The organism is Micromonospora sp. NPDC020750, from assembly GCF_044334565.1.
Classification (GTDB): Bacteria; Actinomycetota; Actinomycetes; order Mycobacteriales; family Micromonosporaceae; genus Micromonospora.
This window is the reverse complement of the sequence record NZ_JBIRTH010000003.1, coordinates 397,139-420,130: the sequence shown is the minus strand read 5'-3', so window position 1 is coordinate 420,130 and position 22,992 is coordinate 397,139. Positions and strand designations below refer to the sequence as shown.

The following is a 22,992-nucleotide window of genomic DNA, read 5'->3' as shown; positions in this document are numbered from 1 at the left end:
GACCGTGCCGGTGACCCGCCCCGGCCTGCGCCGGGTCGAGCAGGTCATGGGTACGGCGATCAGCCTCGACCTCGCCGACGACCTGCCCACGGCGCGGCTGCGCGAGCTGACCGTGGACGTCTTCGCCTGGCTCCGCGAGGTGGACGCCCGGTTCAGCACGTACCGGGCCGACAGCGAGGTGTGCCGGTTCGACCGGGGCGAGGTGCCGCTGTCCGAGGCGTCCGGGGACCTGCGCACGGTCCTGGAGCGCTGCGCCGACCTGTGGGGTGCCACGGACGGCTTCTTCGACGTGTACGCCACCGGGCGGCTGGACCCGTCCGGCTACGTGAAGGGCTGGGCGGCGCAGGTCGCCTCGGACCGGTTGGTCGCTGCCGGGGCGCCGAACCACTGCCTGAACGCCGGCGGGGACGTCCGCGTCCGGGGGCACTCGGCGAGCGGCCGGCCGTGGCGGGTCGGCGTCCGGCACCCGTGGGACGAGTCGTCGGCCTGCCTGGTGCTCACCGGCACCGACCTGGCCGTGGCCACCTCCGGCGTGTACGAGCGCGGACACCACGTGCTCGACCCGCGCAGGGGCGTCCCGGCCGTAGGCCTGCGCTCGGTCACCGTGGTCGGCCCGGACCTCGGGGTCGCCGACGCGTACGCCACGGCGGCGGTGGCGATGGGAGCGGCCGGCATCGGCTGGCTCGACCGCCTCCCGGGCCACCTGCACGCGGTGATCACGGACGACGCCCGCTGCCTACACTCCCCTCACCTCCCCCTCCTCCCCGACTGACGGACCTGCGCGCCCCGCCGCTCGCCGTGATCATGCACTCGCGGCCCCCGGGACGGGGCTTTCGTCCCGGTGTGACCGGGCCCGAACTGCAAGATCGCGGAGGGCGGGACGGTCAGCGGCGGGGGCGGGGCGGTCGGCGGGTGGGGTGGGGTGGTCAGCCGGCGGGGCGGCGGGTGCCGGCCGGATGGGCGCCTCCGGGGCGGGGGCGGCCAGGGCGAGAGCCGGCCGGGCGGGTCGGCGGCCAGCGGTGCCCGCGTCGGTGGTGCGGTGGCGGTTCCGCGCCGTCTGGCCGGCGTGCCGCGTCATCCCTGCTGGACATCACACCCCCGCTCGGGGCGCTGTCGCCCCCTCGTCCGGGTCAACGACGTCCCGGGGCGCGGGGACGCTGCCCGGGGCGCGTCGGCTCCCCGACAGGTGGGCCCGCCCGCGTCGGGCCGACGGCGGACGGATCCACCAGCGGCGTCGGCGCGGCAGGGGTGTGGTGGGACCGGTCGCAACCGGCCACGGCGCGTGACTACCTGACGGTGTCCGTCGCGGCGGGGGTGTGGCGGGGCGGGTTCACCAGCCGCGTCGTGGCAGGGGCAGGTGGCCGGGGAGCAGCTCGGGGGTGAGCGTCACGCCGGTGGCCCGCAGCGCGTCGACCAGCACGTTCTGCACCAGGTAGGAGTCCGGGAGCTGCCAGCGCGCCTGTTCCGGGGCGACCGCCCAGCGGACCGTGCCCTCCGGCAGCCGGGTCGGCGGCGCCGGGATCCACGAGCCGACGCCGTGCCGGACCACGTGGAAGCAGTGCTCCAGCTCCGGGCGCAGCGGGTCGCCGGGACGGACCAGGAACATCCAACGCCCGGTCGGCGTCACCACCACCGGGCCGCGGACCCCGAAGCCGGCCGGGTGGTTCCCGACCACGTCGAGTACCCCCCGCCCGAGGTGGGCCGGCACCTCCAGGACGTCGAAGGCCCGCCCGGTGGGCAGCAGCACGCCGTACGGGCGGCTGCGCCACCAGGTCGCCACCCGCGCCGCGTCGGTGCTGGCCGCCCGCTCCCAGTCCTCCAGGGCGGGATGACAGCCGACGGTGGGACAGCCGGCTCGACCGCACACGAAGCGGCTGCGGGCCAGGCATGCGCCGGGGGTCACCTCCCAGCCGTGGACGGCGTAGCGGACGGCGACCCGGCGCAGCCGGACCCGTTCCAGCGGCGACAACTGCGCGACCCGCGGCCCGACGTTCCCCCACATGCCTACGAACTCCTCTCGCCCGGACCGGTAGGTGCCAGGTCGCTTGTCGAGCGCCGTCACTGCCGTAACCCGCGTTCGTTGACTTGACGGAACGGCTGATGCAACTTGCACGAAAGCTAAGAGTGCTGACCGCACGGCCGACGTACAGGCTGTGCGACCAGCGAAAACTTGAAAACGAACGGACCATCGATCCGTCCGTACGGTCGCCGCCGAGGCCAACCGGCCCGGCCAGGGGAGGAATGGACATGGACGAGTTACCCATAGGTCGGCGGGTGGCGTACTGGCGCGGCCGGCGCAAGATGTCCCAGCAGGTCTTCGCCGACCGGCTCGGCAAGTCCAAGAGCTGGGTGGACAAGGTCGAGCGCGGGGTGCGCCGGCTGGACAAGTTCTCCGTCCTCTACGAGATCGCCTACATTCTCGAGGTCGACGTGCAGTTGCTGCTCGGCAAGGACCCGGAGCGGCGTGCCGACGTGCTCAACTGCATCGACCCGGTCGAGGTCCAGGAGATCCGGGCGGCCCTGGAGCGGTACGACTCGATGAGCGCCTACTTCGACGCCGCCCCGTTCCCGCCGCCGCTGATGGACATGCGCAAGGCGGTCAACCACGCCTGGCTGACCTACCAGTACGGCCGCTACGGGATGCTCACCCGGGCGTTGCCGAAGCTGCTGCGCGACGCCCAGGCCGCGGACGCCGGCCACGACGGCGACCAGGCCCGCGACGCCGCCCACCTGCTCGGCCAGGTGTACCAGATCGCCTCCTCGGTGCTGCGCAAGCTCGGCGAGTGCGACCTGGCCTGGCTGGCCGCCGACCGGTCGATGGCGGTCGCCCAGCGGGCCGACGACCAACTCCTCGCCGGGATCGCCACCACCCGGGTCTGCAACGCGATGGTCGCCATGGGGCGGGCCCGTTCCGCGCTGGAGCTCAACGTCAACATCGCCAACCGGCTGGCCCCCGGCGGCGGCAACGACGCCACCCCGGACCGGCTCTCCGTCTACGGGATACTGCTGCTCCAAGGCGCGATGGCCGCTGCCCGGCTCGGCGACTCGGCGACCGTGGACGACCTGATCAACGGCGCCCAGGAGGCGGCCGTCCTGCTCGGCGGCGACCAGAACCACTACTGGACATCCTTCGGCCCGACGAACGTCGAGCTGCACCGGGCCGCCGCCGCGGTGGAACTGGGCGACGGGGGGCGGGCGGTGGAGGTGCACCACCAGCGCATCCCTGAGTCGTCCTTCAACGGCCTGCTCCCCGAGCGCCGGGCCCACCATCTGCTCGACATCGCCCGGGGCATGGCCCAGATCGGCGATGTGGCCACCGCCGGGGAGATGCTGCTGCGCGGTGACCGGCTCGCGCCCTCGGAGATCCGCTGCCGCCCCATCGCCCACGAGGTGATGTCGGACGTCCTGCGTCGCACACGGGGTGCGCTGCCTCCGCCGATTGCGGAGTTGGCTGAGCACATGGGAGTGGGAGTATGAGCGCGGCGGGGGTCGGTATGAACGGTCTGCACCGCGGCAGCGAGCGCCATGGGGTGCTCTACGTCATCGCCTGCGGGTCGCCGCTGGCCGGTCACGTCGGCCGCCTGGTCGAGCTGGCACAGCAGGACGGCCGGGAGGTCTGCGTGGTCGTCACGCCGGACGGCGCGAAGTTCGTCGATCGGCCGGCGCTGACCCGGCAGACCGGCCATCCGGTCCGCAGCCGGTACAAGGACCCGGGTGACCCGGACGTGCTGCCGCCGGCCGACGCGATGATCGTCTGCCCGGCCACGGTCAACACGGTCAACAAGTGGGCGGCCGGGATCACCGACACCCTCGCCCTCGGCCTGCTGGTCGAGGCGCAGGGCAAGGGGGTGCCGATCGTGGCGGTGCCGTTCACCAACGCCGCGATGGCCGGGCACCCGGCCTTCCGGGCCAGCCTGACCCGGCTCGCCGAGTGGGGGGTGGACGTGATCTTCGGCGAGCACGTCGTGCCGCTGCATCCACCCGGTGCAGGCGAGCGCCACCTGCACGCGTTCCCGTGGGGTGCCGGCCTGGCGGCGCTCCGCGACCGGCGCTGCCCGGTCACCCCAGCCGCCTGATCGAGGAGCAGGGCCCCCTTGCCGACGGATTCCGTTGCACCCGGGGGCCCTGTCCACAGCCGCGGCCCTGACCTACGGCGCGCGCCGGTAGAGTGGCCCGCCGTGAGCACAACCCCGACACCGCCGACGGTGGCCGACGTGGTGGCGACGCTGCACCGGCACTACCCGCCGGCCTGGGCCGAGGACTGGGACCGGGTCGGGCTGGTGCTCGGCGAGCCGACCGCCGAGGTCCGCCGGGTGGCCTGCGTCGTCGACGTCGTCCCCGAGACCGTCGCCGAGGCCCTCGCCGCCGGGGTGGACATGATCGTCGCCCACCACCCGCTGCTGCTGCGCGGGGTCTCCTCGGTCGCCCCGACGACGTACAAGGGGCGGATCGTCCACCAACTGATCAAAGCCGATGTGGCGCTCCTCGTCGCGCACACCAACGCCGACGTGGCCGATCCCGGCGTCTCCGACGCGCTGGCGGCCCGCTTCGGGCTGACCGGGCTGCGCCCGCTGCACCCCCCGGCCCCGGGCACCCCGGCCGCCGGCGCGGGCCGGGGGATCGGCCGGATCGGCGAGCTGCCCCGGCCGATGACCCTCGCCGAGCTGACCCGGTACGCCGCCGCCGTGCTGCCCGCCACCGCCTGGGGCGTCCGCGCCGCCGGCGACCCGGCGCGGACGGTGCGTACCCTTGCGGTCAGCGGTGGCTCGGGGGACGCCTTCCTCGGCGCGGCCACCGCGGCCGGCGTCGACGCCTACCTCACCGCCGACCTGCGCCACCACCCCGCCGGCGAGCACCTCGCCGCCGGTGGCCCGGCTCTGCTCGACGCCGCCCACTGGGCGACCGAACGACCCTGGCTGGACGACCTGGCCGCCCTGCTTCGGGCGGAGTTGGGCGTCGAGACCATGGTGTCCGACCTGGACACCGACCCGTGGACGGTGCACGCCGCCGCGACCGGCGGCGGCTCGGCACCCGCCGACCCCGTCACCATCGACCCCGCGCCCGGCGGCGCCGCCCCGGTATCCGACCCCGACCCCGACCCCGCCCCGCCGCGGACGACAAGGAGCCCAGACCGTGAAGGCTGACCCCAAGGTCCAGCGCCGCCTGCTCGACCTCCAGGCGATCGACACCTCCCTCGCCCAGCTCGCCCACCGCCGCCGTTCCCTGCCCGAGCGGGCGGAGCTGGAGGGCCTCGCGCGGGAGCTGTCCGCGCTGGAGGACGAGCGGGTCCGCGCCCAGGTTGCCGTCGACGACCTGGACCGGGACATCGCCCGGCTGGAGAAGGACGTCGAGCAGGTCCGGGCCCGCAAGAGCAAGGACGAGGTGCGGCTCGCCGCCGGCACCGGGCCGGCCCGGGAACTGGAGGCGCTCCAGCACGAACTGGTCTCGCTGAACCGCCGGCAGAGCGACCTGGAGGACGCCGAGCTGGAGCTGATGGAGCAGCGGGAGACCGCGCAGGGGGTGCTCGACGGCATCGAGCGGCGGGCGGCCGAGGCGCGGGAGCGGCGGGCCGCGGCCGAGCAGCGTCGTGACGAGGCCCTCGCCGAGATCGCCAAGGAGGAGGAGTTCAAGCGGACCGCCCGCCAGCCCCTCGCCGGCGACCTGCCGGGCGAACTGGTCACCCTCTACGACAAGATCCGCGAGGACAGCGGCCTCGGCGCGGCGCTGCTGACCGGCGCCCGCTGCGGCGGCTGCCGGCTGGACCTCTCCGGCGCCGACATTGCCCGCATCCGCAAGGCCGCCCCGGACGAGGTGGTCCGCTGCGAGGAGTGCCGCCGGATCATGGTCCGCACCAACGAGTCCGGGCTGTAGGCGCGATGGCGGTACGCGCGGTTGTCATCGAGGCCGACGGCGGGTCCCGGGGCAACCCCGGCCCGGCCGGCTACGGCGCGGTGGTCCGGGACCCGGCCAGCGGCGAGGTGCTGGCCGAGCGGTCCGAGGCGATCGGCACCGCCACCAACAACGTCGCCGAGTACCGCGGGCTGATCGCCGGCCTGGAGGCCGCCGCCGAGCTGGGCGCGGCCGAGGTCGACGCCCGGATGGACTCCAAGCTGGTGGTCGAGCAGATGTGCGGGCGCTGGCAGATCAAGCACCCGGGGCTGCGTCCGCTCGCCGCGCAGGCGGCGGCCCTGGTCGGCCGGTTCGCCGCGGTGCGCTTCCAGTGGATCCCGCGGGAACGCAACCGGCACGCCGACGCCCTCGCCAACGCGGCGATGGACGCCGCCGCCGGCAAGCCGGCCCGCACCGCCGCGCGGGCTGCGATCGTCGAGCCGGCCCGCACCGCCGCGCCGGCTGCGATCGTCGAGCCGGCGCGCGAGGTGGCCGCCCCGGACTCGCCGGCCCGGGCCCGTGCCCGCGAGGCAGCCGCCCGCGCCGCCACCCGGAAGGCCGGCTCCGACCCGGCCACCATCCCCGCCTCCTGGGAACCGCAGCCCAGCGACACCGCCACCCGGCTGATCCTGGTCCGGCACGGCGAGACCGAGTTCACCGAGCAGCACCGCTACTCCGGCCGGGGCGACGTGCCGCTGTCCGCGCGGGGCCGGGCCCAGGTGCGGGCCACAGCCGCCAGGGTGGCCGCCCTCGCGCCGTCCGTCGCGGCCGTGGTCAGCTCGCCCCTGTCCCGGTGTACGGCGACCGCCGAGGCGATCGCCGGGGCGCTCGGCGACGTCCCGGTACGCACGGCCGGCGACCTGATCGAGTGCGACTTCGGCGCCTGGGAGGGGCGCACCTTCGCCGAGGTGCGCGCCGGCTGGCCGGGGGAACTGGACGCCTGGCTCGCCTCCACCCGCGTCGCCCCACCGGACGGCGAGTCGTTCACCGAGGTCGCCGCCCGGACGACCCGGGTCACGGACGCGCTGATCGAGGCGTACCCCGGGGAGACCGTGGTGGTGGTCTCGCACGTCTCGCCGATCAAGCTGGTGCTGCGCGACGCCCTCAGCGCCGACGACGCGTTCCTGCACCGGCTCTACCTCGACGCGGCCGGCATCTCCGTCCTGGACCGCTGGCCCGACGGCGGCCTGGCGGTCCGCTCGATCAACGACACCGCCCACCTCCCCACCCCCTAACCCCGCCCCACCCCCACCCCACCCCGCCCCGCCCCGCGCACTTTCACGGAAAGAGTGGCTATTCCTCGGCGAATGGCCACTCTTTCCGTGAAAGTGCGCGGGGTTTTGGTGGGTGGGTTCGTCCGCAGCCGGTTCGACTCGTCGGTGCTGGCGCTGCTCATCGCGATCACCGGCATCGTCGCCACCATGCCGTACATCGCGTTGCAGCTCGTCGGCATCGAGGCGGTGCTCAAGACCATGGGGGGTGACCGGGGACAGCGCGGTGGCCCGGCACCTGCCGATCATCATCGCGTTCGCGATCCTGGCCGCGTACACGTACCAGTCGGGGCTGCGCGTCGTGGTCGCCGCCCTGGTCACCCTGGACCTGCGGGCCGCGCGGGTGGCCGAGGGCGCCGACGGCACCACCCCGGACGACTACTTCGCCGACTAGGGCGACCCGCGCGTCACCCCCGGTGCCGCCCGGGGCGCGGACGCCGCCCCCGAACCCGTCGCCTGAGCGGCGCGGCAGGACCCAGGTCGACCCGGGGCTCTGCCGCGTGCCGATCGGTCGGGGCTCAGCGGCGGGCGCGGTTCTCCAGGGCCTCGTTGAGCCGGGCGAGCATGTCGGCGAGGGTGTCCCGGTCCCCGGGCGTCCAGTCGGCGAGGATGTCCCCGTAGAGCCGGGTGCGGGCCGCCCGCACGGCGTCCATCCGGTGCAGCCCCGCCGAGGTGGGGGAGATGACCGTGCCCCGGCCGTCGGTCGGGTCGGGGGACCGGGCGATCAAAGCGTCCCGCTGCATCGCCGAGACCTGGCGGGTGACCGTGGAGCCGTCGAGGTTGAGCCGGGCGGCCAGCGCCGACACGTTCTGCGGCCCGGCCACGGCCAGGTGCCGCAGGATCACGTACGCCGCGCGGTCCAGCACCCGGTGCTCGGCGGTGCCGGTGGCCCGTCGGGTCGCCTCGCCGAGGCGCATCAGCATCGCCACCTCGGTCTCGATCCGCGCGAGGGCGGTCTCGTCCGGCCCGCTTCCCGTGGTGTGGTCGTCGCTCATGATTGTATGATACAACCGAATTGCCTGTACGATACAGCTACTTGGGAGGCGGAGTGGACCGGCGTACCGAGCCCAACCGCAGTGCCATCTACGCCACCACACTGGTGGCCTTCCTCGCCATCGCCGGCATCGCCGTGGTCGACCCGATCCTGCCCGCCATCGGCGAGGCCATCGGGGTCACCGCCTGGCAGGTCGAGCTGCTGTTCACCGCGTACATCGCGGTGATGGCCATCGGGATGATCCCGGCGACCCTGGCCAGCGGCCGGTTCGGCTTCAAGCCGGTGCTGATCACCGGCGTCTCGGTGGTCGGCCTGGCCGCCATCGGAGCCTCGTTCAGCAACGACATCGTCGCGCTCTCCGTGCTGCGCGGCGTGTGGGGGCTGGGCAACGCGATGTTCTTCGCCACCGCCATGGTGGTGCTGGTCAACCTCGCCAACGACCGCGAATGGGTGGTCGGCCTCTTCGAGACCGCGCTCGGCCTCGGCTTCGCCGTCGGACCGCTGATCGGCGGCCTGCTCGGCCAGGTGAGCTGGCGGCTGCCGTTCTTCGTCTGCGGAGTGTTCATGGTGCTCGCCCTGGCCGTCGCGTCCCGCAGGATCCGCGAGCCCGCCAACCGGCAGGCGCCCGTACGCGTCGGGCAGATCTTCTCGACCTACCGCAGGCCCGCGTTCGTCACCCTGTGCGTGGTCACCGCCGCGTACAACTTCGTCTTCTTCGTGGTGCTCGGCTACACGCCGCTCTTCCTCGGCCTGGACATCGTCCCGCTGGGGCTGGCGTTCACCGGTTGGGGCCTCGGCCTGGCCGCCGGCATCCTGGTGATCGGCCACCGGCTCGCCCACCGCATCGGCGCCGTGCAGACCGTCGGCGTGGCCATCGCCGGCCTGCTGGTCTGCATGGTCCTGTTCGCCACCTCGACCGGCACCCCCATGTCGCTGGTGGTGCTCGTGATCTCCGGCCTGTTCATGGGCCTGGCCAACGCCAACCTCACCGACCTGGCGCTCGGCCTGGGCTCCGGTGACCGTCGGGTGGCGACCGGCGCGTTCAACCTGGTCCGCTGGGGCGCCGCCGCGCCCGCCCCGATCATCTCCGGCAAGCTCGCCGAACACAGCCTCGCCCTGCCGTTCTGGGTCGGCTTCGGCGTCCTCGCCGTCGGCGTGCTGGTCTACCTGGCCTTCGCCCACGTGATGGCCGCCGGCTACGGCGAGCGGGTGCTCTGGTCCCGCTGGAACCGGGCCGCCGCCGGCGCCGAGCACACCCCGGAGGAGCCGGTCGGCGAGGCGTACTGAGCCGCCGCTGAGCCCGCTCCCTGCTGGCCCCCGGTCGCGGGCCCAGCGCGGCGCGCCCCGTTCCCCAGGCGGCCCCGGTCGCCGGCTCAGCGCAGCGCGCGCCAGAGCAGGCACAGGCCGATGCCGGTGCCGAACACCACGATCAGCGTCTTCAACACCACCGGCGGCAGCCTACGGACCAGCCGCGCGCCCACGTACCCGCCGACCAGGGTCGCCGGGGCGACCACCGCGACGGCGGCCCAGTTGACCGGGCCGAACAGCGCGAAGACCACCAGCGTGGTCAGCCCGACCGTGGCGGACAGCAGGTTCTTGACCGCCGACACCCGGGCCAGCGTCGCGTCCAGCACCAGGGCCAGGCCGGCCACCAGCATCACCCCGAGCGCCGCGCCGAAGTAGCCGCCGTACACCGCGCCGACCGCGACCATGGCCTGCACGGTGACCGTACGACGGCGCGGAGCCAGGTCGGCCGGGTGCCCGACGAGGCGGCGCAGCGGATCCTGGAAGGCGAGCACGGCGGTGGCCCCGAGCACCAGGAACGGCACCGTCAGCTCGAACGCCCGCGCCGGGGTGGCCAGCAGCAGCAGGCAGCCGACGATCGTGCCGGCGACGGTGGTCGGCAGCAGCAGCCACAGCGACCGCCCGCGCGGCAGGTCCGCCCGGCTGCCCGCCACGCTGGCCACGTAACCGGGGAAGACCGACACGGAGTTGCTCACGTTCGCCGGAATCGGCGGCAGGCCGACCGCGATCAGGGCCGGGAAGGTGATCAGCGAACCGCCCCCGGCCACCGCGTTCACCGTGCCCGCGGCGAGACCGGCGGCGACCAGGAGCGCGGCGCTGGAGAGATCCACGATCCCCGAGGCTAGTACGCCCGAGGCACCCCCGCCCCCGACCTTGATCCATTTCACGTCATGCACCCCGCAGTGTCCAGGCCCCGTCACCCCCGATGTCCATGACATCGAGTGGATCAAGGACGGGCGAGGGTCGGCAATAGGCGAGGCCGCTGCGTCGTTAGGATGGGTGGTGCGACGGACGAGTCGACCGGGCGGTCGCGTCGACGGGCTCCGGCCCGTCGCCGAGGAACGTCCGGACTCCACAGGGCAGGGTGGTTGTTAACGGCAACCCGGGGCGACCCGCGGGACAGTGCCACAGAAAACAGACCGCCGGCCCCAACGGGGACGGTAAGGGTGAAACGGTGGGGTAAGAGCCCACCAGCATCCCGGGTGACCGGGATGGCTCGGTAAACCCCACCCGGAGCAAGGCCAAAATGGGCCGCCATCGCAAGATGACGGCCCAGCGCAGACGCTTGAGGGCTGCCCGCCCGATGTCTGCGGGTAGGCCGCACGAGCCTGCCGGCGACGGCAGGCCTAGATGGATGGCCGCCGCCGGCGCGGACCCCGCGAGGGGTACGCGCCGGGCACAGAATCCGGCGTACAGGTCGACTCGTCCGTCGCCCACCAGCTCAGAGCCTCGATCAAGGCTCTGAGCTGCTTCTATTTTCGGGCGTCGATGGTCGTCGTTGGTCAACATTGTCCGGCGTTTGACGCCCTGAGGACGCCCTGATGCCCTGGAGACGCCCTGAGCGCGGGCTCAGTTGGCCTTGGCCTCGGCCTAGCGCGCTAGGCCGTCGTGAGGGCCTTTCCGGGTCGGTGCTTGGGGCCTGAGTCGATGGCCGGCGGCTATGGGGGAGGGCCGGGCACGTCCTGGCGGTGGAGCTGGTGCCACGACTCGGTGACCCGGTGGCAAGTCAGTCCCGGGGTTGGACTGGCGCGGCAGCCGGAAGCCCCGACCACCCGACCAGAGCAGCCCCGCCAGCTTCCGTCACGGCCTCGCTGGCGCTCGCCCTGTCTTCAGGTGGGGCGGGTGCCCCGGCGGCTGTCGGTGGCTCACCGCCCCGGCGCCGTAGGCGGCCGAGGCGGCTTGCCGCCAGCCGGGCTTGCCGCCCCGCACCGCGCGGAGCGCGGTGCCTTGATCCAAAAGAGAGCAATTCGGCAAGCAGCCCACCACCGGCCCTGTCGTGTCACGGGAGATGCTTGACAAGATCCGGAGATTGAGGAGCCAAGGGTGTGGATGAGGTCCACTACGCTCCTGGCATGTTGGCCACGATCTCCGCCGTGACAGTCCGATACCGGCGGCCGATCCTCACCATTGCGCTTGTCCTGGCCGTGGTCCTGGCCGTGGGCCGTCGGCTGTCAGATTTGCTGGACTCAATCCTGGGCATCGCGACCATCCTCGCCGGGGTATTGGCGTTGTCGCTGGCCTTGCTCACCCTGCTCATCCTGCTTTCACCACGGCCGGCGGCCTTTCTGGTCAGGCCCGAGGTTCGGGCGTTCGCCACTGAACCGAGCGCGGTCCAGATCTACCTGGCCGTGCAGCTCACGTTCTTGGCCTCGCTGTTCCTGGGCACTGACCACCTTGGCGAAGTCGTCGGGGGCCCGTTCATGGTGTTGCCGTTCCTGCTCCTGGTCGGCGTCGGTGTAAACGTTGCTGCCGGCTGGCGCGGTTCTTTCGTCGAGCTGCGACCGGACGGTGTCTGGCAACGCGACTTCACCGGATCCTTGATGGTGCCGTGGGAGGCCCTGGCACCTGGCTGCCCTTCCCAGCCCGCAGTTAGGGCCTCCATCCTGGCCCTGACCTACGCACAACCGGACCTGGTACGCCGCCGCGGTATCCTCCCGCTGGGCCGGCGGCGGCTGCGCATCGACAACGTCCACCCGTGGTTCATCGCCGACGCGATCCGGCACTACGTCGACCATCCACAGCACCGGGCCGCGATCGGAGAACCAACCGAATACCAACGGCTCTGGCATGCGTTGACGTCTGCGCCCACTGGCTTCGGCCATGGGCACGCTTCCTAGGCCCACTGTCAAGCAGGTGCTGGGACGGATTCGTCAAGCATGTGGTGGGACTAGACAGCCCACCACCGGCCCCGCCGCTGAGTCTTTAAGGGCCATGCATGATGGGTGTACCTTCAGGGGTGGCTAGGTGTTGAGATCTGCGCGAGCGGCATCCAAGAATGCTCTCATAAGGGTGTCTAGCTCGTCGCGCTCAGCTCCTGCTGCTATTGCGCTGTAGATTGGTGCGGCGGCTTTTCGTACCTCTTCGCTGCCTACAAGGCGAACTATCTGGTCGGCTTCGATAAGCTGCTGACGGGTTCCTAGGAGCGGGCTGCTCGATCTCGGTCCCTCAACCGGGTGCTTCGCACCGTGTTTCGTTACCGATTACGATTACGACCACGGCCGGGGACGTTTCGTTACAGGCTTCCGGGTCGGTGAAGCGCCGGGTGTCACCGATGCCCCAGAGCATCCGAGGAATGTCCGCCTGGTGGTGATCGGTCCGCGTAGGCGACGCTGTGCCCCGAGTGCGAGGACTACCTGCGAGTCGGATCACGCACCGGTCAGTTTCGTGCGCTGAACCGGTCTAAACTTCCGAGACCTGACGGAAGGCATGGCGCGATGCGGAAACTGATCTACGGCATGAACCTGACACTGGATGGCTACGTCGCCGCATCCGGCGACGACCTCGGGTGGAGCGAGCCGAACGACGAGCTGTTTCAGTGGTGGCTCGATCAGGAGCGAGCGATCGGCCTGTTGCTGTATGGGCGCAAGCTTTGGGAGGAGATGAGTTCCTACTGGCCGACCGGCGACCAGCAGCCCAATGCCACCCCGGCGCAGATCGAGTTCGCGCGGAACTGGCGGGACACGCCGAAAATGGTGTTCTCCTCGGCGCTGGAGAAGGTCGACTGGAACACCCGCCTGGTCACCGGCGACGCGGTCGCGGAGATCACCCGGCTCAAGGCTGAGGGCGGCGAGCCGATGAGGGTTGGTGGTGCAACGCTCGCCCGGGCGGCCATGCGGGCCGGGCTGATCGACGAGTACACGGTCGTGACCCATCCGGTCCTGGTGGGCGGCGGCACGCCGTTCTTCACCGCGCTGGACAGCTGGGTGAAGCTGAACCTGGTGGAGACGCGGACGTTTCCCGGCGGGGTGGTCCTGACCAGGTACGAGGCGAGGCGCTGAGCGCGTTTCCTCCACGCGGCCAAGGAAGTGACGAGGGCAGCAGTGGCCGAGGTGCGATCCGACTTGAAGCAGCATCCACAGCTTCGGGCTGCATGGCGCACGAAGCCGGTCGACAGCGACCCCGCCATCGACCGCGCCGATTGGCCCGCTGGCGCACCGATCTCGGCACGCCAGCGGCCCGGACATGACCTTGCGGAAGCACCGCACTCCTACGGCCGGTTACGGAGCCTCGTCCGCCCTGTGCGCTCGCTTGGCGGCAGATCCGCATGGGTCAGAATGTGCCGATGACGATCTCCGCTGACGACTCCGGTCCGGTCCGGATTGTGACGGCCGTTCTTCGCGACGGCGATCGGGTGTTGCTGTGTCATCGAAGCGCCGGACGCCGTTGGTATCCCGACGTGTGGGACCTGCCGGGCGGTCATGTTGAGGAGGGGGAGGATCCGAAAGAGAGCCTTGTCCGCGAGCTTCGGGAGGAGTTGGGAATCACGGCATCGGTGCCGTCCAGCCCGCCGATGCATGAGATCCGGACCGCGACGTTCGACATGCAGATCTGGTTGGTCGACAGGTGGACCGGAACACCCGTCAACGCCGCGCCGGACGAGCACGACGCTGTGGCGTGGTTCGAGACGTCCGACCTTGACAGCCTGCGTCTCGCCCATGAGTCGTATCTCTCGATGCTCACCGCCGTGCTCGTCATGTGACGTCGCTCCGGAAGCCAGGGGTGAGTGTCCTCCGTCTACTGATGTGCGACAGTCGTTCGCCAACTGATCTGCGATACCTCAGTGCGCTGATCGCGGTAAAGAGAGTTCACCGAAGCTGGAGCAGCCCACGTTTGGCCATATAGGCTCGCAACGTCTCGACGTCCTCGGCGGACATCAAGCGGCGTGGGATCACGGTCGCCGGCATCCGGCCGACGTACACGATCCAGAACTCAGGGGTGTCTCTTACCTGGGCGACCCCGTCCCAGGCGATACCGCCGGACTCCGAGCCGCTGCGCATCATGATGTTGTCGTCGGTGATGTCGTAGGCGCCCTCGACCGCGTAACGACCGGAGCGCCGCCGGGCGCGCAACCGCACCCACGGCGAGTACAGCATCGACAGCACGCCACCCACGACCATCACCATGCACAGCGGCGAGATCTGGTCGCCCCACGCGAACCCCCGCGAGACGGCGAAACCGATCGTCCCGACCGCCGCCAGCACCGCGCCTATATAACCGTACTTGCGCAGCCGAACACTGCTGAGCGCAGCGGCCACCCGGCCTGGGTAGGCGGGATCGGCTGGGACGTCAAAACGGATGTGCACGCCAGAACGATAGTGCCCCCACCCGCCCCCGGGCAGCGCCTGACTCGCACCCCGCTGTCCGGATCGTCGGGGCCGCCCCTGGCCAGCGGCAGAAGCGGATGCTTCGCGTGGCATTGAACTGAACACAGCGGGCTGCTGGGGGTGTCGACCGGACCGGACGTGAGTCAACGCGCCCAGAACGCTTGACCGACGACGGAATCCTGCCGTCGATGGGCCCCGTCGGCGACTCGTACGACAACGCACTACCCGGACGACAATCCCTAGACCAACCGTCAAGCATCAGGTGGGACGCATCAGCCTCATGAGGTACCGGCGGACCTGGCTGGAGCCGCAGGTGAGACCCCCGTTCGCTCGTGCTGAGCGAGGACTCTGCGGTGCACAGACCAGGAGCGGGCGAGGGGCCGGGGTGCGGCTGCGGGGGCTCGTCCGGGCCGGGCATCGGGGACACGATCCTGGCGGTACTGGCGTCTCCTGGTACGGTCGCGAGGTGAACGTCGAGGAGCACTGGTGGAATGGGGAGGCGACGCCGCGGGGACGTCGCGACATCTACATCCGTACTGATGGTCAGCGCTGGGAAGTTCAGGCGCAGATCGGTGGCGCGCAAGGCCGTTCAAAGGTGCTGGAGTGTTCCAGCCGCAGCTCGGCGAGCATTCTCGCCGGGGCTTGGCGCGGGAGCAGCCCGACCTGGCGCGAACTGCCTCACTGAGCGTTGTTTCCGTCAGACTGACGGTAGCGGCAGTGGTCGGAGGCCGCACGCAGGGCAGCAGTCCGCAGGCGTGCGGCCGGCCGGCTGTACGGGACTCGTAGTCTCACCAGGATGGGCGACGACGAGCGGGACCTGGTCCGACGAGGGTACGACGCGCTCTCCTACCACTACCGCGCGGATAATGCCGATGACGGTCAGTACGCGCCCTGGCTCGCCGACCTGCACCAGCGCCTGCCGGCCTCGGCGGCGGTCCTCGACCTCGGCTGCGGCTGCGGCGTGCCGGTCGCCCGCTTCCTCACCCACGCCGGGCACCAGGTCACCGGCGTCGACATCAGCGACGTGCAGATCGAACGGGCCCGCCGCCTGGTGCCCGCCGCCACCTTCCTGCGCGCGGACGCCACCCGGCTCGATCTGGCACCGGAGTCGTTCGACGCCGTGGTATGCCTCTACGCCCTCATCCACCTGCCCCTGCCCGACCAGCCGCGTCTGGTCGAACGGATCGCGACGTGGCTACGCCCCGGCGGCTGGCTGCTGACCACCGTCGGCCACGACGCGTGGACCGGCACCGAGGACGCCTGGCTCGACGGTCCCGCCGCCATGTGGTGGAGCCAGGCGGACGCCCCCACCTACCGATCCTGGCTCCGGCACGCCGGATTGACGATCACCGCCGAGGCATTCGTCCCCGAGGGCGCGGGCGGGCACACCCTGTTCTGGGCGCGGCGACCGGTGAGCTGATCGGGTGGGTCGGGCGTTCCGGGATCCGGGAGCGTCCGCTGCGCGCCTCGTCGGCATCGGCGCGTGACGCGTGCTCGCCAGTCGTGACCTCGGCTCGCGGCAGGGCGGGTGTCGGGTCGCTGTTACGATCTTGCCGTGCCCGCTCACCCCACCCCACCAGGCCGAATGCAGTCTGGCCCCTGGCAACCAGTCGACGGGCGACCCGCCCGGCCGGGGCCGGCCGGACACAACCCGTATCCGTACGGATTCCCCCAACCCGGAGGGCCCCCGACCGGTCGCGTTCCGGCGGCGGGCGCCTGGTCGGCCGGCAGGTCGGTCCGGAGGACCCTGCTGGTGGTGCTGCTCGGCCTGGCCGTCGTCGGGCTGAGTACCGCCGTCGCGTACGCCACGGTCGGCTGGCCGAAGGCGGTGCCGATCATCGCCGGCCTCGCCCTCTGCGTCGTCTTCGCGTCGGTCGTGGGTGTGTTGCACCGGGCGGCGTGGCTGGCTTTCCTCGCGATGGTTCCCGCCCTGTTCGTCCTCGTGGGGTCGGTGCAGTTCGCCCCCGAGGCGGTGCTGGAGGAGCGCGGCGTCCGTCAGCAGGTGACCATCGTCAACGTCGAGGTCGCCGGTAAGCGACACGCGTTCACCCTCCGGGGCGAGGACGGGCCGCTCGACGAGCCGATGATCTATCGGGGCAGGAGCCACGGCTACCAGCTCGGCGACACCCTGGTCGTGCTCACCGATCCGGACGGGGTGGTCCCGCTCCGGGACGTCGATCGAGTCGACTCCGGTGGGAGGCTGGTGGCGTTGGTCTCCGGTGCCGCCGGCTGGACCGTCATCGCACTGCTCGCCGGCTGGCGCGGGCACGTCCGCCGCCGCGAGGGCCGGTTCGAGACCCTGATCATCTAGCCGGTGCCGACCGGGACCCGCCCGATTTGATGCTCTGCTCGATGCCGTCGGCGACGCGTCGGTAGTGCGGCGGTTTGGTGCCATGATCAGCTTCCGCCGAGCACACGCCAACCCGTACGCCGGTGAACGGCGACCGCGTCAGCTCTTGCTGATCGCCAGCTCGGCCAGCTGGTCGAAGGTGCGTACGAGGACCTCGCGCCGCTGTGCCCGGTACTCCGGGCCGGGCTCCAGGCCGTCGATCGTCTCGTCCCAGACGGCCAGGAACCGGGTCTTCCAGGCGGCGATGGTGGCCGGGTCGGGCAGGATGGCCCCGACGTAGTTCTGCCGCGCGACGAGGTGGAGCAGTTCCAGGTTGCAGGGCACCGCGACGCCCCAGTAGTCGTCCGGCTCGATCCCGGTCGGGTCGCCGGACATCGCCTCGGTGACCTCGGCGATCAGCCGGTTGGTCAGGTCCGTGAGATGGTCGGCCGCCGTGTCGTCGTCGAAGTTCCCGCTGCCCCAGGTTCCCATGCTGTCCGCACCCTCTTCGTTCTCGAATCCGATCGGTATTGAAGCAGGTCCCACCGACGGTTCTCCCGGACGCCGGTTGTCCCGTGCGGCCCGGGCGACTCGCATAGGGTCGTGACGTCGGGGCCCGGCCGTCGTCCCGAACCTTCGGTACGCCGGGGGCGGGCCGGACGACCGGCGGCCGAGCGACGGCGCCTCGGGCAGCGACCGGCTTGCCGACGAGCTCCGTCCCGAGGAGGATGGCACGATGCCGGACAGTGAACTCGAGGCCGAGCTGCTCGACGCCGAGCGCCGGCTTCAGGCCGCCCAACGGGCGGGGGACGTGGCCGCCCTCGACGGGCTGCTCGACGAGCGCCTGATCGCCTTCGGCCCGGACGGGAGCAGGTTCACCAAGCAGGACGACCTCCTCGCCCACCGTGACCGGACCTCCGTCATCGACGAACTGGTGGAGGAGGAACTGGACCTGATCGTCGAGGGGACGACCGGGGTGACGTTCTTCCTGGGCCGGGTGACGGGGACCTTCGGTGGCGTCCCGGTTACGGCGAGGCTCCGATACACCAGGACGTGGACGTACGGCGATCGCGGCTGGCGGATCCTGGCGGCCCACATCAGCCCGGCCTGAAGGCGGCCCGGCCGGCGGGACGGGTCACTCGGTGGCGTCGACCGTCCGGGGCCGGTCGTCCTCGGCCGGGCGCGGCGCGACGATCTGCACGGACACCCCCGCGTTGCCGTTGTGCGTCTCGATCCAGGAGTCCAGCGCCGACCGGCAGGCGAGGTCCACGTGCCGCAGGCCGCGCAGGTCCAGCCGTACGGTCCGGTCGGACGGCAGCCCGTTCAGCGTGGTGAGGATGGTGGGCAGCCGCAGGAACGTCGCGTTCCCGGAGATCGTCACGTCGATCGGCCCGGCCGTGCCGTCCCGCACGGTGACCCGCACGTGGGACGTCTCCCACGCCGTCTTGACGATGGCCAGGCCGAGGCCGACGAGCACGCCGGTGAACATGTCCATGGTGAGGATGGCCGTGGCGGTCACCGCCAGCACCACCACCTCGCCCTGGTGCTGCCCCCGCCACAGCTGCGGCGCTGCCCGCAGCGGCAGCAGCTTCACCCCGGCGTGAACGAGCACGGCCGCGAGCGCGGGCAGCGGGATCAGCCCGAGCAGGCCGGGCGCGGCGGCGGCGAACAGCAGCAGCCACACCCCGTGCAGTACCCGGGACGCCTTCGTCCGCGCGCCGGCCCGCACGTTCGCGGAGCTGCGTACGATGACCGCCGTCATCGGCAGCGCGCCCAGCAGGCCGCAGACGGTGTTGCCGGTGCCCTGCGCCACGAGTTCCCTGTCGAAGTCGGTGCGCGGGCCCTGGTGCAGCCGGTCGACCGCCGCCGCGCTGAACAGGCTCTCCGCCGAGGCGACCAGGGTGAACGTCGCGATGGTGGCGAGCACGCCGACGTCCGCCAACGTGCCCCGGTGCCCGAGCGAGGGCCGTACCGCCTCGATCAGGCCCCCGACGCTGATCGTGTCCACCGGCAGCCCGAGCACGGCGGTGGCCCCGGCCGTCCCGGCCACGGCGACCAGCGCGCCGGGGACCGTCCCCAGCCGGCCGGGCAGGGCGTCCCAGAGCACCATGACCACGATGGTGGCGACGCCGACGCAGAGCGAGACCTGCGCCGTGGTGGACGTGACGAGGTCGCCCACCAGGCCGGGCAGGCCGGTGAACTTGCCCGGCCCGGTGTGCGGCGTGGCGGCGCCGGCCAGGACGTAGAGCTGCCCGACGATGAGCAGCAGGCCGATGCCGGCGAGCATGCCCTGCACCACGGCCACCGAGATGGCCCGGAACCAGCGGCCCAGCCGCAGCAGCCCCAGGCCGACCTGGAGCAGCCCCGCGACCAGGACGATCGTGCCGAGGCCGGCCAGGCCGTAGCGGTCCACGGCCTCGGCGACCAGCACGGTCAGCCCGGCCGCCGGGCCGCTGACCTGCATGCTGCTGCCGGGCATGAACCCCACGACCAGGCCGCCGACCACGCCGGTGACCAGGCCCAGTTCGGCGGGTACGCCGGAGGCGACGGCGATGCCCACGCAGAGCGGCAACGCGACGAGGAAGACGACGATGGAGGCGGGCAGGTCGGCACGGAGAGTGCGCCAGGGCTGGGCGGGAAACGGCATGGTCCACTCCGGGAGGCGGTGGGGCGAGCAACGGAGGCGCGCCACCGTCGGCGTGAGGCCGGGCGCACCGCCGGCTCGGTCGGCGGTACGGGTCGGTGGGGCGCGCGTGGTCGACGGGTGTGCGGGGCCGCTCCGGCCGGTCGGGTCTGCGCCGCTGCCGCCCGCCCGGCAGTGGCTCGGGAAGGCGGTGGGTGTGCGGTGGGCGGGCGGGTGCGGCGGGGACTCGCGACGCGCGGCGGTCAGCAGCGCAGGACGCTCGACCGGATCGGGTCGGGGCCTGTGACCGTGCCCAGCGGACGCCCGTCGGCGATGTTGGCCCGGCGCAGCGGCGCGTCGGGCGGCGCGCACGCCTCCTGGCCTACCGGGTCGCGGCGGTCGGTCGTCGGGTTGTTGCGCCCGGAGCGGGTGACCGAGCCGCACGCCTTACCGGCGAAGTTCGCCACCACGGTCCGCTTCGGTGACTGCCCGGCCGGCGCGGCGAGGGTGGTCACGGGGAGGTGCGCTTCGAGCCGTACCGAATCGGCCCGCGATGCGACGCCGTCTCGTGTCGTGCGGACCGGCGGATCGGTGCGGGGCGGCGCGGTGTCCGACACCCGGGCGTGGGTCGTGGCGGGTCCGGGGAGCGCCGTGGCGAAGGCGAAGCCGAGATGCAACAGGAGCACGCAGGCGAGCAGCGGGGCGAGGGAGAGAAGTCTGCGCTGCACCGCTCACCCCCAGGCCGTGACGCGTGCCCGCGGGCATTCGCCCACGTCATGGGGATCAACCCGTCGTCGGGGGCGTCGGTTACGCCCGTTTCAGCAGGTGAACCGGGGTGCTACGGGTTCGGCGGGTGGAACGGCCCCCGGGCCGGGCTCTGCCCGGCACAGCCCGCCCCGGAACTCGACCCCGGCACCGACCGCGCCCGTCCCGGCCTGACGCCGGACGCGGTGCGGCCCCGGAGCGAGCGGGCGCTCCGGGGCCGCACCAGGGGGGTGGGAGGATCAGTTGGCGGGGGAGACGTACAGCAGGCGGTTCGGGGAGCCGGTGCCCGGGCCGCCCACCACGTTCGGGGTGGCGGTGGAGATCAGGTACGACGCCACCTGGGCCGGGGGCCAGCCCGGGTTGTTCTGCAGGACGCGGGCGGCGGCGCCGGCCACGTGCGGCGAGGCCATCGAGGTGCCGCTGATGGTGTTGGTCGCCGTGTTGCTGGTGTACCAGGCGGACAGGACGCTGGTGCCCGGCGCGAAGATGTCCACGCAGGTGCCGTAGTTCGAGTACGACGCGCGGGCGTCGTTGCTCTGCGTCGCGCCGACGGTGATGGCGCTGGCCACGGAGGCCGGCGAGTAGTTGCAGGCGTTGGCGTTGGAGTTACCGGCGGCCACCGCGTAGGTGACGCCGTCGGCGATGGAGTTCGCCACGGCGGTGTTGAGCGACGAGTTGAGCCCGCCGCCGAGGCTCATGTTCGCCACCGCCGGCTGGCCGGCCTGGTGGTTGGAGGTCACCCAGTTGACCCCGGCGATGACGCCGGCGGTGGTGCCGCTGCCGGCGCAGTCGAGCACCCGCACGGCCACCAGCCGGACGCTCTTGGCGACGCCGTAGGTCGAGCCGCCGACGGTGCCGGCGACGTGGGTGCCGTGGCCGTTGCAGTCGGCGGCCGGGAGGGCGTTGTCGACCGCGTCGTAGCCGTCGACGGCCCGCCCGCCGAAGTTGGTGTGGGTGGTCCGGATACCGGTGTCGACGATGTACGCGGTGACGCCAGACCCGGTGCTGGTGTAGCTGTAGGCGCTGTTCAGCGGCAGGTTGGTCTGGTCGATCCGGTCCAGGCCCCACGGCGGGTTGGCCTGGGTGGTCTGGAGGGTGACCTCGTGGTTCTGCTCGACCCAGGCGACCGCCGGGTCGGCGGCCAGCCGCTTGGCGGCGGCCTCGGACAGCCGCGCCTCGAAGCCGTTGAGCGCCTCGCCGTACACCTGGGCGATGTCGCCGCCGTAGCGCTTCGCGAGCTTGTCCGCGGAGCTGGTGACGGCGGCGACCCGGGTGCCGGCCTTGCCGCCGACGGCGGTGTCGTTCAGCACGACGATGTAGCTGGAGGGGACGGCGGTGGCACCGCCGGCGGAGCGGATCTCACCGGTCGTCGGTGCCGCGGTAGCCGGGCCGCCGATCATGGCCGTGGCCATCGCCGATACGGTCAGCACGCCGAGTGCAGCGACCTTGCGGGGGAGCGTCATGTGTCGGTCTCCTCTGTCGTCGACCGCGTCGGAGCTGGTCGTACGCGGTCCGAGATCGTGATGACAGGCTATCGACATATCCACGACTGACTATATATCAGTCAGGTCATAGCATCGCGCGCAGCTCGTCGAGGGCGGCCCGCTGGAAGGCCCGCGCGGTCTGGCCGCCCGGCGGCGGGCCGCCGTGCCGGGCGGCGATCGCCCGCTCGACCAGCGCCGCCTCGGGATGCCCCCGCTCCACCAGCCGCCGTCCGGCCGCGACCTTGGGCAGCCACACCCCGTCGCGGCAGCGCACCAGCGAGCGGCAGGCGCCGAGCACGGCGTCCTCGGCGCCGGCCGCCGGCGCGTCGCCGGGCGGCGTCGGCAGCGCGAGCCACCAGGTCAGCGCGTCCACCAGCAGTCGGCGCAGGTCGGCCGGCGTCAGGTCGGCGAACGTCTCCGCCGCCGGGGGCCCGGCCAGGGCCAGCCCGCCGGAGTGCAGGATGCTGCGGTCCAGCCCGTACCAGAACCGGCCGTCCGCCGCCGGCCGCCCGTCGCCGGACCAGGTCACCCGGAACGGCATCCGGGCGCCGGTGTTCAGCTCGACCTCGAAGCCCGGCTCCGGGTTGCCGGAGTGGGCCACCTCCCGCCGGTAGACGACCAGTTCCAACCCGCGCGCGGGGCAGGGCAGCGCCTCGTGCCGCAGCCGGGCCACCAGCTCCCGCTTGCGCCCGTCGGTCAGGGCGTGCGCGCAGACCAGCGCCACGTCGATGTCGCTGCGCCCCGCCTGGTACGCGCCGAGGGCGACCGAGCCGGCCGCGTACGCACCCACCAGGTCGACGCCGAGCACGTCGCGGGCCGCCCCGACCAGGTCGGTCATGTACCGCCGTACGTCCGGGTCCATGCCGCATTGTGGCGTGCCGACCCGGGGCGGGTGGCCCCGGGCCGGCACGAGCGGTTGCGGCGTCGGCACGGCCGGACCGTGGCGGGGCGCCGCCCGCGTGTTCCCGGTCCGGTCAGTTCGGCGGCGGGCGCCGGGTCACCGCTGCC

At 72.5% G+C, this 22,992-nt stretch carries 22 protein-coding genes, 1 other RNA gene and 2 pseudogenes; 16 read left to right on the top strand and 9 right to left on the bottom strand.

The window, feature by feature from the left end; all coding sequences use genetic code 11:
- The first annotated feature begins 46 nt into the window (after positions 1-46).
- The gene (locus tag ACH4T9_RS12145) at positions 47-772 is read left to right on the top strand and encodes an FAD:protein FMN transferase (RefSeq protein WP_396671470.1); all 726 of its coding nucleotides are present in this window, start codon (positions 47-49) and stop codon (positions 770-772) included.
- Between the two features lie 558 nt (positions 773-1,330).
- Here ACH4T9_RS12145 and ACH4T9_RS12140 read toward each other — a convergent pair.
- Positions 1,331-2,002 (bottom strand): bifunctional DNA primase/polymerase, encoded by a 672-nt coding sequence (locus ACH4T9_RS12140; protein WP_396671092.1) that lies wholly within the window; start codon positions 2,000-2,002, stop codon positions 1,331-1,333.
- 245 nt (positions 2,003-2,247) lie between these two features.
- On the opposite strand from ACH4T9_RS12140, the gene ACH4T9_RS12135 reads away from it, so the two are divergent.
- From ACH4T9_RS12135 to ACH4T9_RS12110, 6 genes and pseudogenes are all read left to right on the top strand, one after another.
- Complete coding sequence (locus ACH4T9_RS12135) at positions 2,248-3,477, top strand: helix-turn-helix domain-containing protein (RefSeq protein ID WP_396671091.1); 1,230 nt, start codon at positions 2,248-2,250, stop codon at positions 3,475-3,477.
- Between the two features lie 17 nt (positions 3,478-3,494).
- Complete coding sequence (locus ACH4T9_RS12130; protein ID WP_396671469.1) at positions 3,495-4,076, top strand: flavoprotein; 582 nt, start codon at positions 3,495-3,497, stop codon at positions 4,074-4,076.
- Between the two features lie 102 nt (positions 4,077-4,178).
- Positions 4,179-5,009: pseudogene (locus ACH4T9_RS12125) on the top strand (Nif3-like dinuclear metal center hexameric protein); the annotation flags it as partial.
- Between the two features lie 124 nt (positions 5,010-5,133).
- The gene (locus tag ACH4T9_RS12120) at positions 5,134-5,871 is read left to right on the top strand and encodes a zinc ribbon domain-containing protein (protein WP_396671090.1); all 738 of its coding nucleotides are present in this window, start codon (positions 5,134-5,136) and stop codon (positions 5,869-5,871) included.
- A 5-nt stretch (positions 5,872-5,876) separates the two neighbouring features.
- Entirely contained in the window at positions 5,877-7,124 is a 1,248-nt protein-coding gene (locus ACH4T9_RS12115) for a bifunctional RNase H/acid phosphatase (RefSeq protein WP_396671089.1), read from the top strand.
- A gap of 111 nt (positions 7,125-7,235) precedes the next feature.
- A pseudogene (locus ACH4T9_RS12110) lies at positions 7,236-7,458 on the top strand (sodium:solute symporter); the annotation flags it as partial.
- Positions 7,459-7,678: 220 nt separating this feature from the next.
- Here the strand turns inward: ACH4T9_RS12110 and ACH4T9_RS12105 are convergent.
- Positions 7,679-8,155 carry a MarR family winged helix-turn-helix transcriptional regulator gene (locus tag ACH4T9_RS12105; RefSeq protein ID WP_396671088.1) on the bottom strand — a complete coding sequence of 159 codons (477 nt, stop codon included), beginning with the start codon at positions 8,153-8,155 and terminating at the stop codon, positions 7,679-7,681.
- 53 nt (positions 8,156-8,208) lie between these two features.
- Between ACH4T9_RS12105 and ACH4T9_RS12100 the strand changes: the two genes are divergently transcribed.
- Positions 8,209-9,441 (top strand): MFS transporter, encoded by a 1,233-nt coding sequence (locus ACH4T9_RS12100; protein ID WP_396671087.1) that lies wholly within the window; start codon positions 8,209-8,211, stop codon positions 9,439-9,441.
- 86 nt (positions 9,442-9,527) lie between these two features.
- On the opposite strand, the gene ACH4T9_RS12095 is transcribed toward ACH4T9_RS12100, so the two are convergent.
- Positions 9,528-10,289: a sulfite exporter TauE/SafE family protein gene (locus tag ACH4T9_RS12095; RefSeq protein WP_396671086.1), complete on the bottom strand. Its 762-nt coding sequence runs from the start codon at positions 10,287-10,289 to the stop codon at positions 9,528-9,530.
- A 182-nt stretch (positions 10,290-10,471) separates the two neighbouring features.
- Here ACH4T9_RS12095 and rnpB point away from each other — a divergent pair.
- The 4 genes from rnpB to ACH4T9_RS12075 all read left to right on the top strand — a co-directional run bounded on the left by rnpB (position 10,472) and on the right by ACH4T9_RS12075 (position 14,158).
- Positions 10,472-10,888, top strand: an RNA gene (gene rnpB, locus ACH4T9_RS12090) — RNase P RNA component class A.
- Between the two features lie 643 nt (positions 10,889-11,531).
- On the top strand, positions 11,532-12,296 hold the full coding sequence (locus ACH4T9_RS12085; protein WP_396671085.1) for a hypothetical protein: 765 nt from the start codon (positions 11,532-11,534) through the stop codon (positions 12,294-12,296).
- A 597-nt stretch (positions 12,297-12,893) separates the two neighbouring features.
- Positions 12,894-13,457: a dihydrofolate reductase family protein gene (locus ACH4T9_RS12080; RefSeq protein ID WP_396671084.1), complete on the top strand. Its 564-nt coding sequence runs from the start codon at positions 12,894-12,896 to the stop codon at positions 13,455-13,457.
- A 284-nt stretch (positions 13,458-13,741) separates the two neighbouring features.
- Entirely contained in the window at positions 13,742-14,158 is a 417-nt protein-coding gene (locus ACH4T9_RS12075) for an NUDIX domain-containing protein (protein WP_396671083.1), read from the top strand.
- Positions 14,159-14,264: 106 nt separating this feature from the next.
- On the opposite strand, the gene ACH4T9_RS12070 is transcribed toward ACH4T9_RS12075, so the two are convergent.
- Positions 14,265-14,762 carry a YcxB family protein gene (locus ACH4T9_RS12070; protein WP_396671082.1) on the bottom strand — a complete coding sequence of 166 codons (498 nt, stop codon included), beginning with the start codon at positions 14,760-14,762 and terminating at the stop codon, positions 14,265-14,267.
- Between the two features lie 487 nt (positions 14,763-15,249).
- On the opposite strand from ACH4T9_RS12070, the gene ACH4T9_RS12065 reads away from it, so the two are divergent.
- The 3 genes from ACH4T9_RS12065 to ACH4T9_RS12055 all read left to right on the top strand — a co-directional run bounded on the left by ACH4T9_RS12065 (position 15,250) and on the right by ACH4T9_RS12055 (position 17,094).
- Positions 15,250-15,468: a hypothetical protein gene (locus ACH4T9_RS12065; protein WP_350882678.1), complete on the top strand. Its 219-nt coding sequence runs from the start codon at positions 15,250-15,252 to the stop codon at positions 15,466-15,468.
- A 111-nt stretch (positions 15,469-15,579) separates the two neighbouring features.
- Positions 15,580-16,203, top strand: a complete 624-nt coding sequence (locus tag ACH4T9_RS12060; RefSeq protein WP_396671081.1) for a class I SAM-dependent methyltransferase — start codon at positions 15,580-15,582, stop codon at positions 16,201-16,203.
- 333 nt (positions 16,204-16,536) lie between these two features.
- A complete protein-coding gene (locus ACH4T9_RS12055; RefSeq protein ID WP_396671080.1) occupies positions 16,537-17,094 on the top strand; it encodes a hypothetical protein in 558 nt (185 codons plus the stop codon).
- A gap of 138 nt (positions 17,095-17,232) precedes the next feature.
- On the opposite strand, the gene ACH4T9_RS12050 is transcribed toward ACH4T9_RS12055, so the two are convergent.
- Entirely contained in the window at positions 17,233-17,604 is a 372-nt protein-coding gene (locus ACH4T9_RS12050) for a DUF4259 domain-containing protein (RefSeq protein ID WP_387025655.1), read from the bottom strand.
- Between the two features lie 244 nt (positions 17,605-17,848).
- On the opposite strand from ACH4T9_RS12050, the gene ACH4T9_RS12045 reads away from it, so the two are divergent.
- Entirely contained in the window at positions 17,849-18,223 is a 375-nt protein-coding gene (locus tag ACH4T9_RS12045) for a nuclear transport factor 2 family protein (protein WP_396671079.1), read from the top strand.
- A 24-nt stretch (positions 18,224-18,247) separates the two neighbouring features.
- On the opposite strand, the gene ACH4T9_RS12040 is transcribed toward ACH4T9_RS12045, so the two are convergent.
- From ACH4T9_RS12040 to ACH4T9_RS12025, 4 genes are all read right to left on the bottom strand, one after another.
- Positions 18,248-19,759 carry a SulP family inorganic anion transporter gene (locus ACH4T9_RS12040; RefSeq protein WP_396671078.1) on the bottom strand — a complete coding sequence of 504 codons (1,512 nt, stop codon included), beginning with the start codon at positions 19,757-19,759 and terminating at the stop codon, positions 18,248-18,250.
- Positions 19,760-19,998: 239 nt separating this feature from the next.
- On the bottom strand, positions 19,999-20,463 hold the full coding sequence (locus tag ACH4T9_RS12035) for a hypothetical protein (protein WP_396671077.1): 465 nt from the start codon (positions 20,461-20,463) through the stop codon (positions 19,999-20,001).
- 276 nt (positions 20,464-20,739) lie between these two features.
- Positions 20,740-21,963 carry a S8 family peptidase gene (locus ACH4T9_RS12030; RefSeq protein ID WP_396671076.1) on the bottom strand — a complete coding sequence of 408 codons (1,224 nt, stop codon included), beginning with the start codon at positions 21,961-21,963 and terminating at the stop codon, positions 20,740-20,742.
- A 106-nt stretch (positions 21,964-22,069) separates the two neighbouring features.
- A complete protein-coding gene (locus ACH4T9_RS12025; RefSeq protein ID WP_396671075.1) occupies positions 22,070-22,846 on the bottom strand; it encodes a nucleotidyltransferase domain-containing protein in 777 nt (258 codons plus the stop codon).
- Between the last annotated feature and the right edge of the window lie 146 nt (positions 22,847-22,992).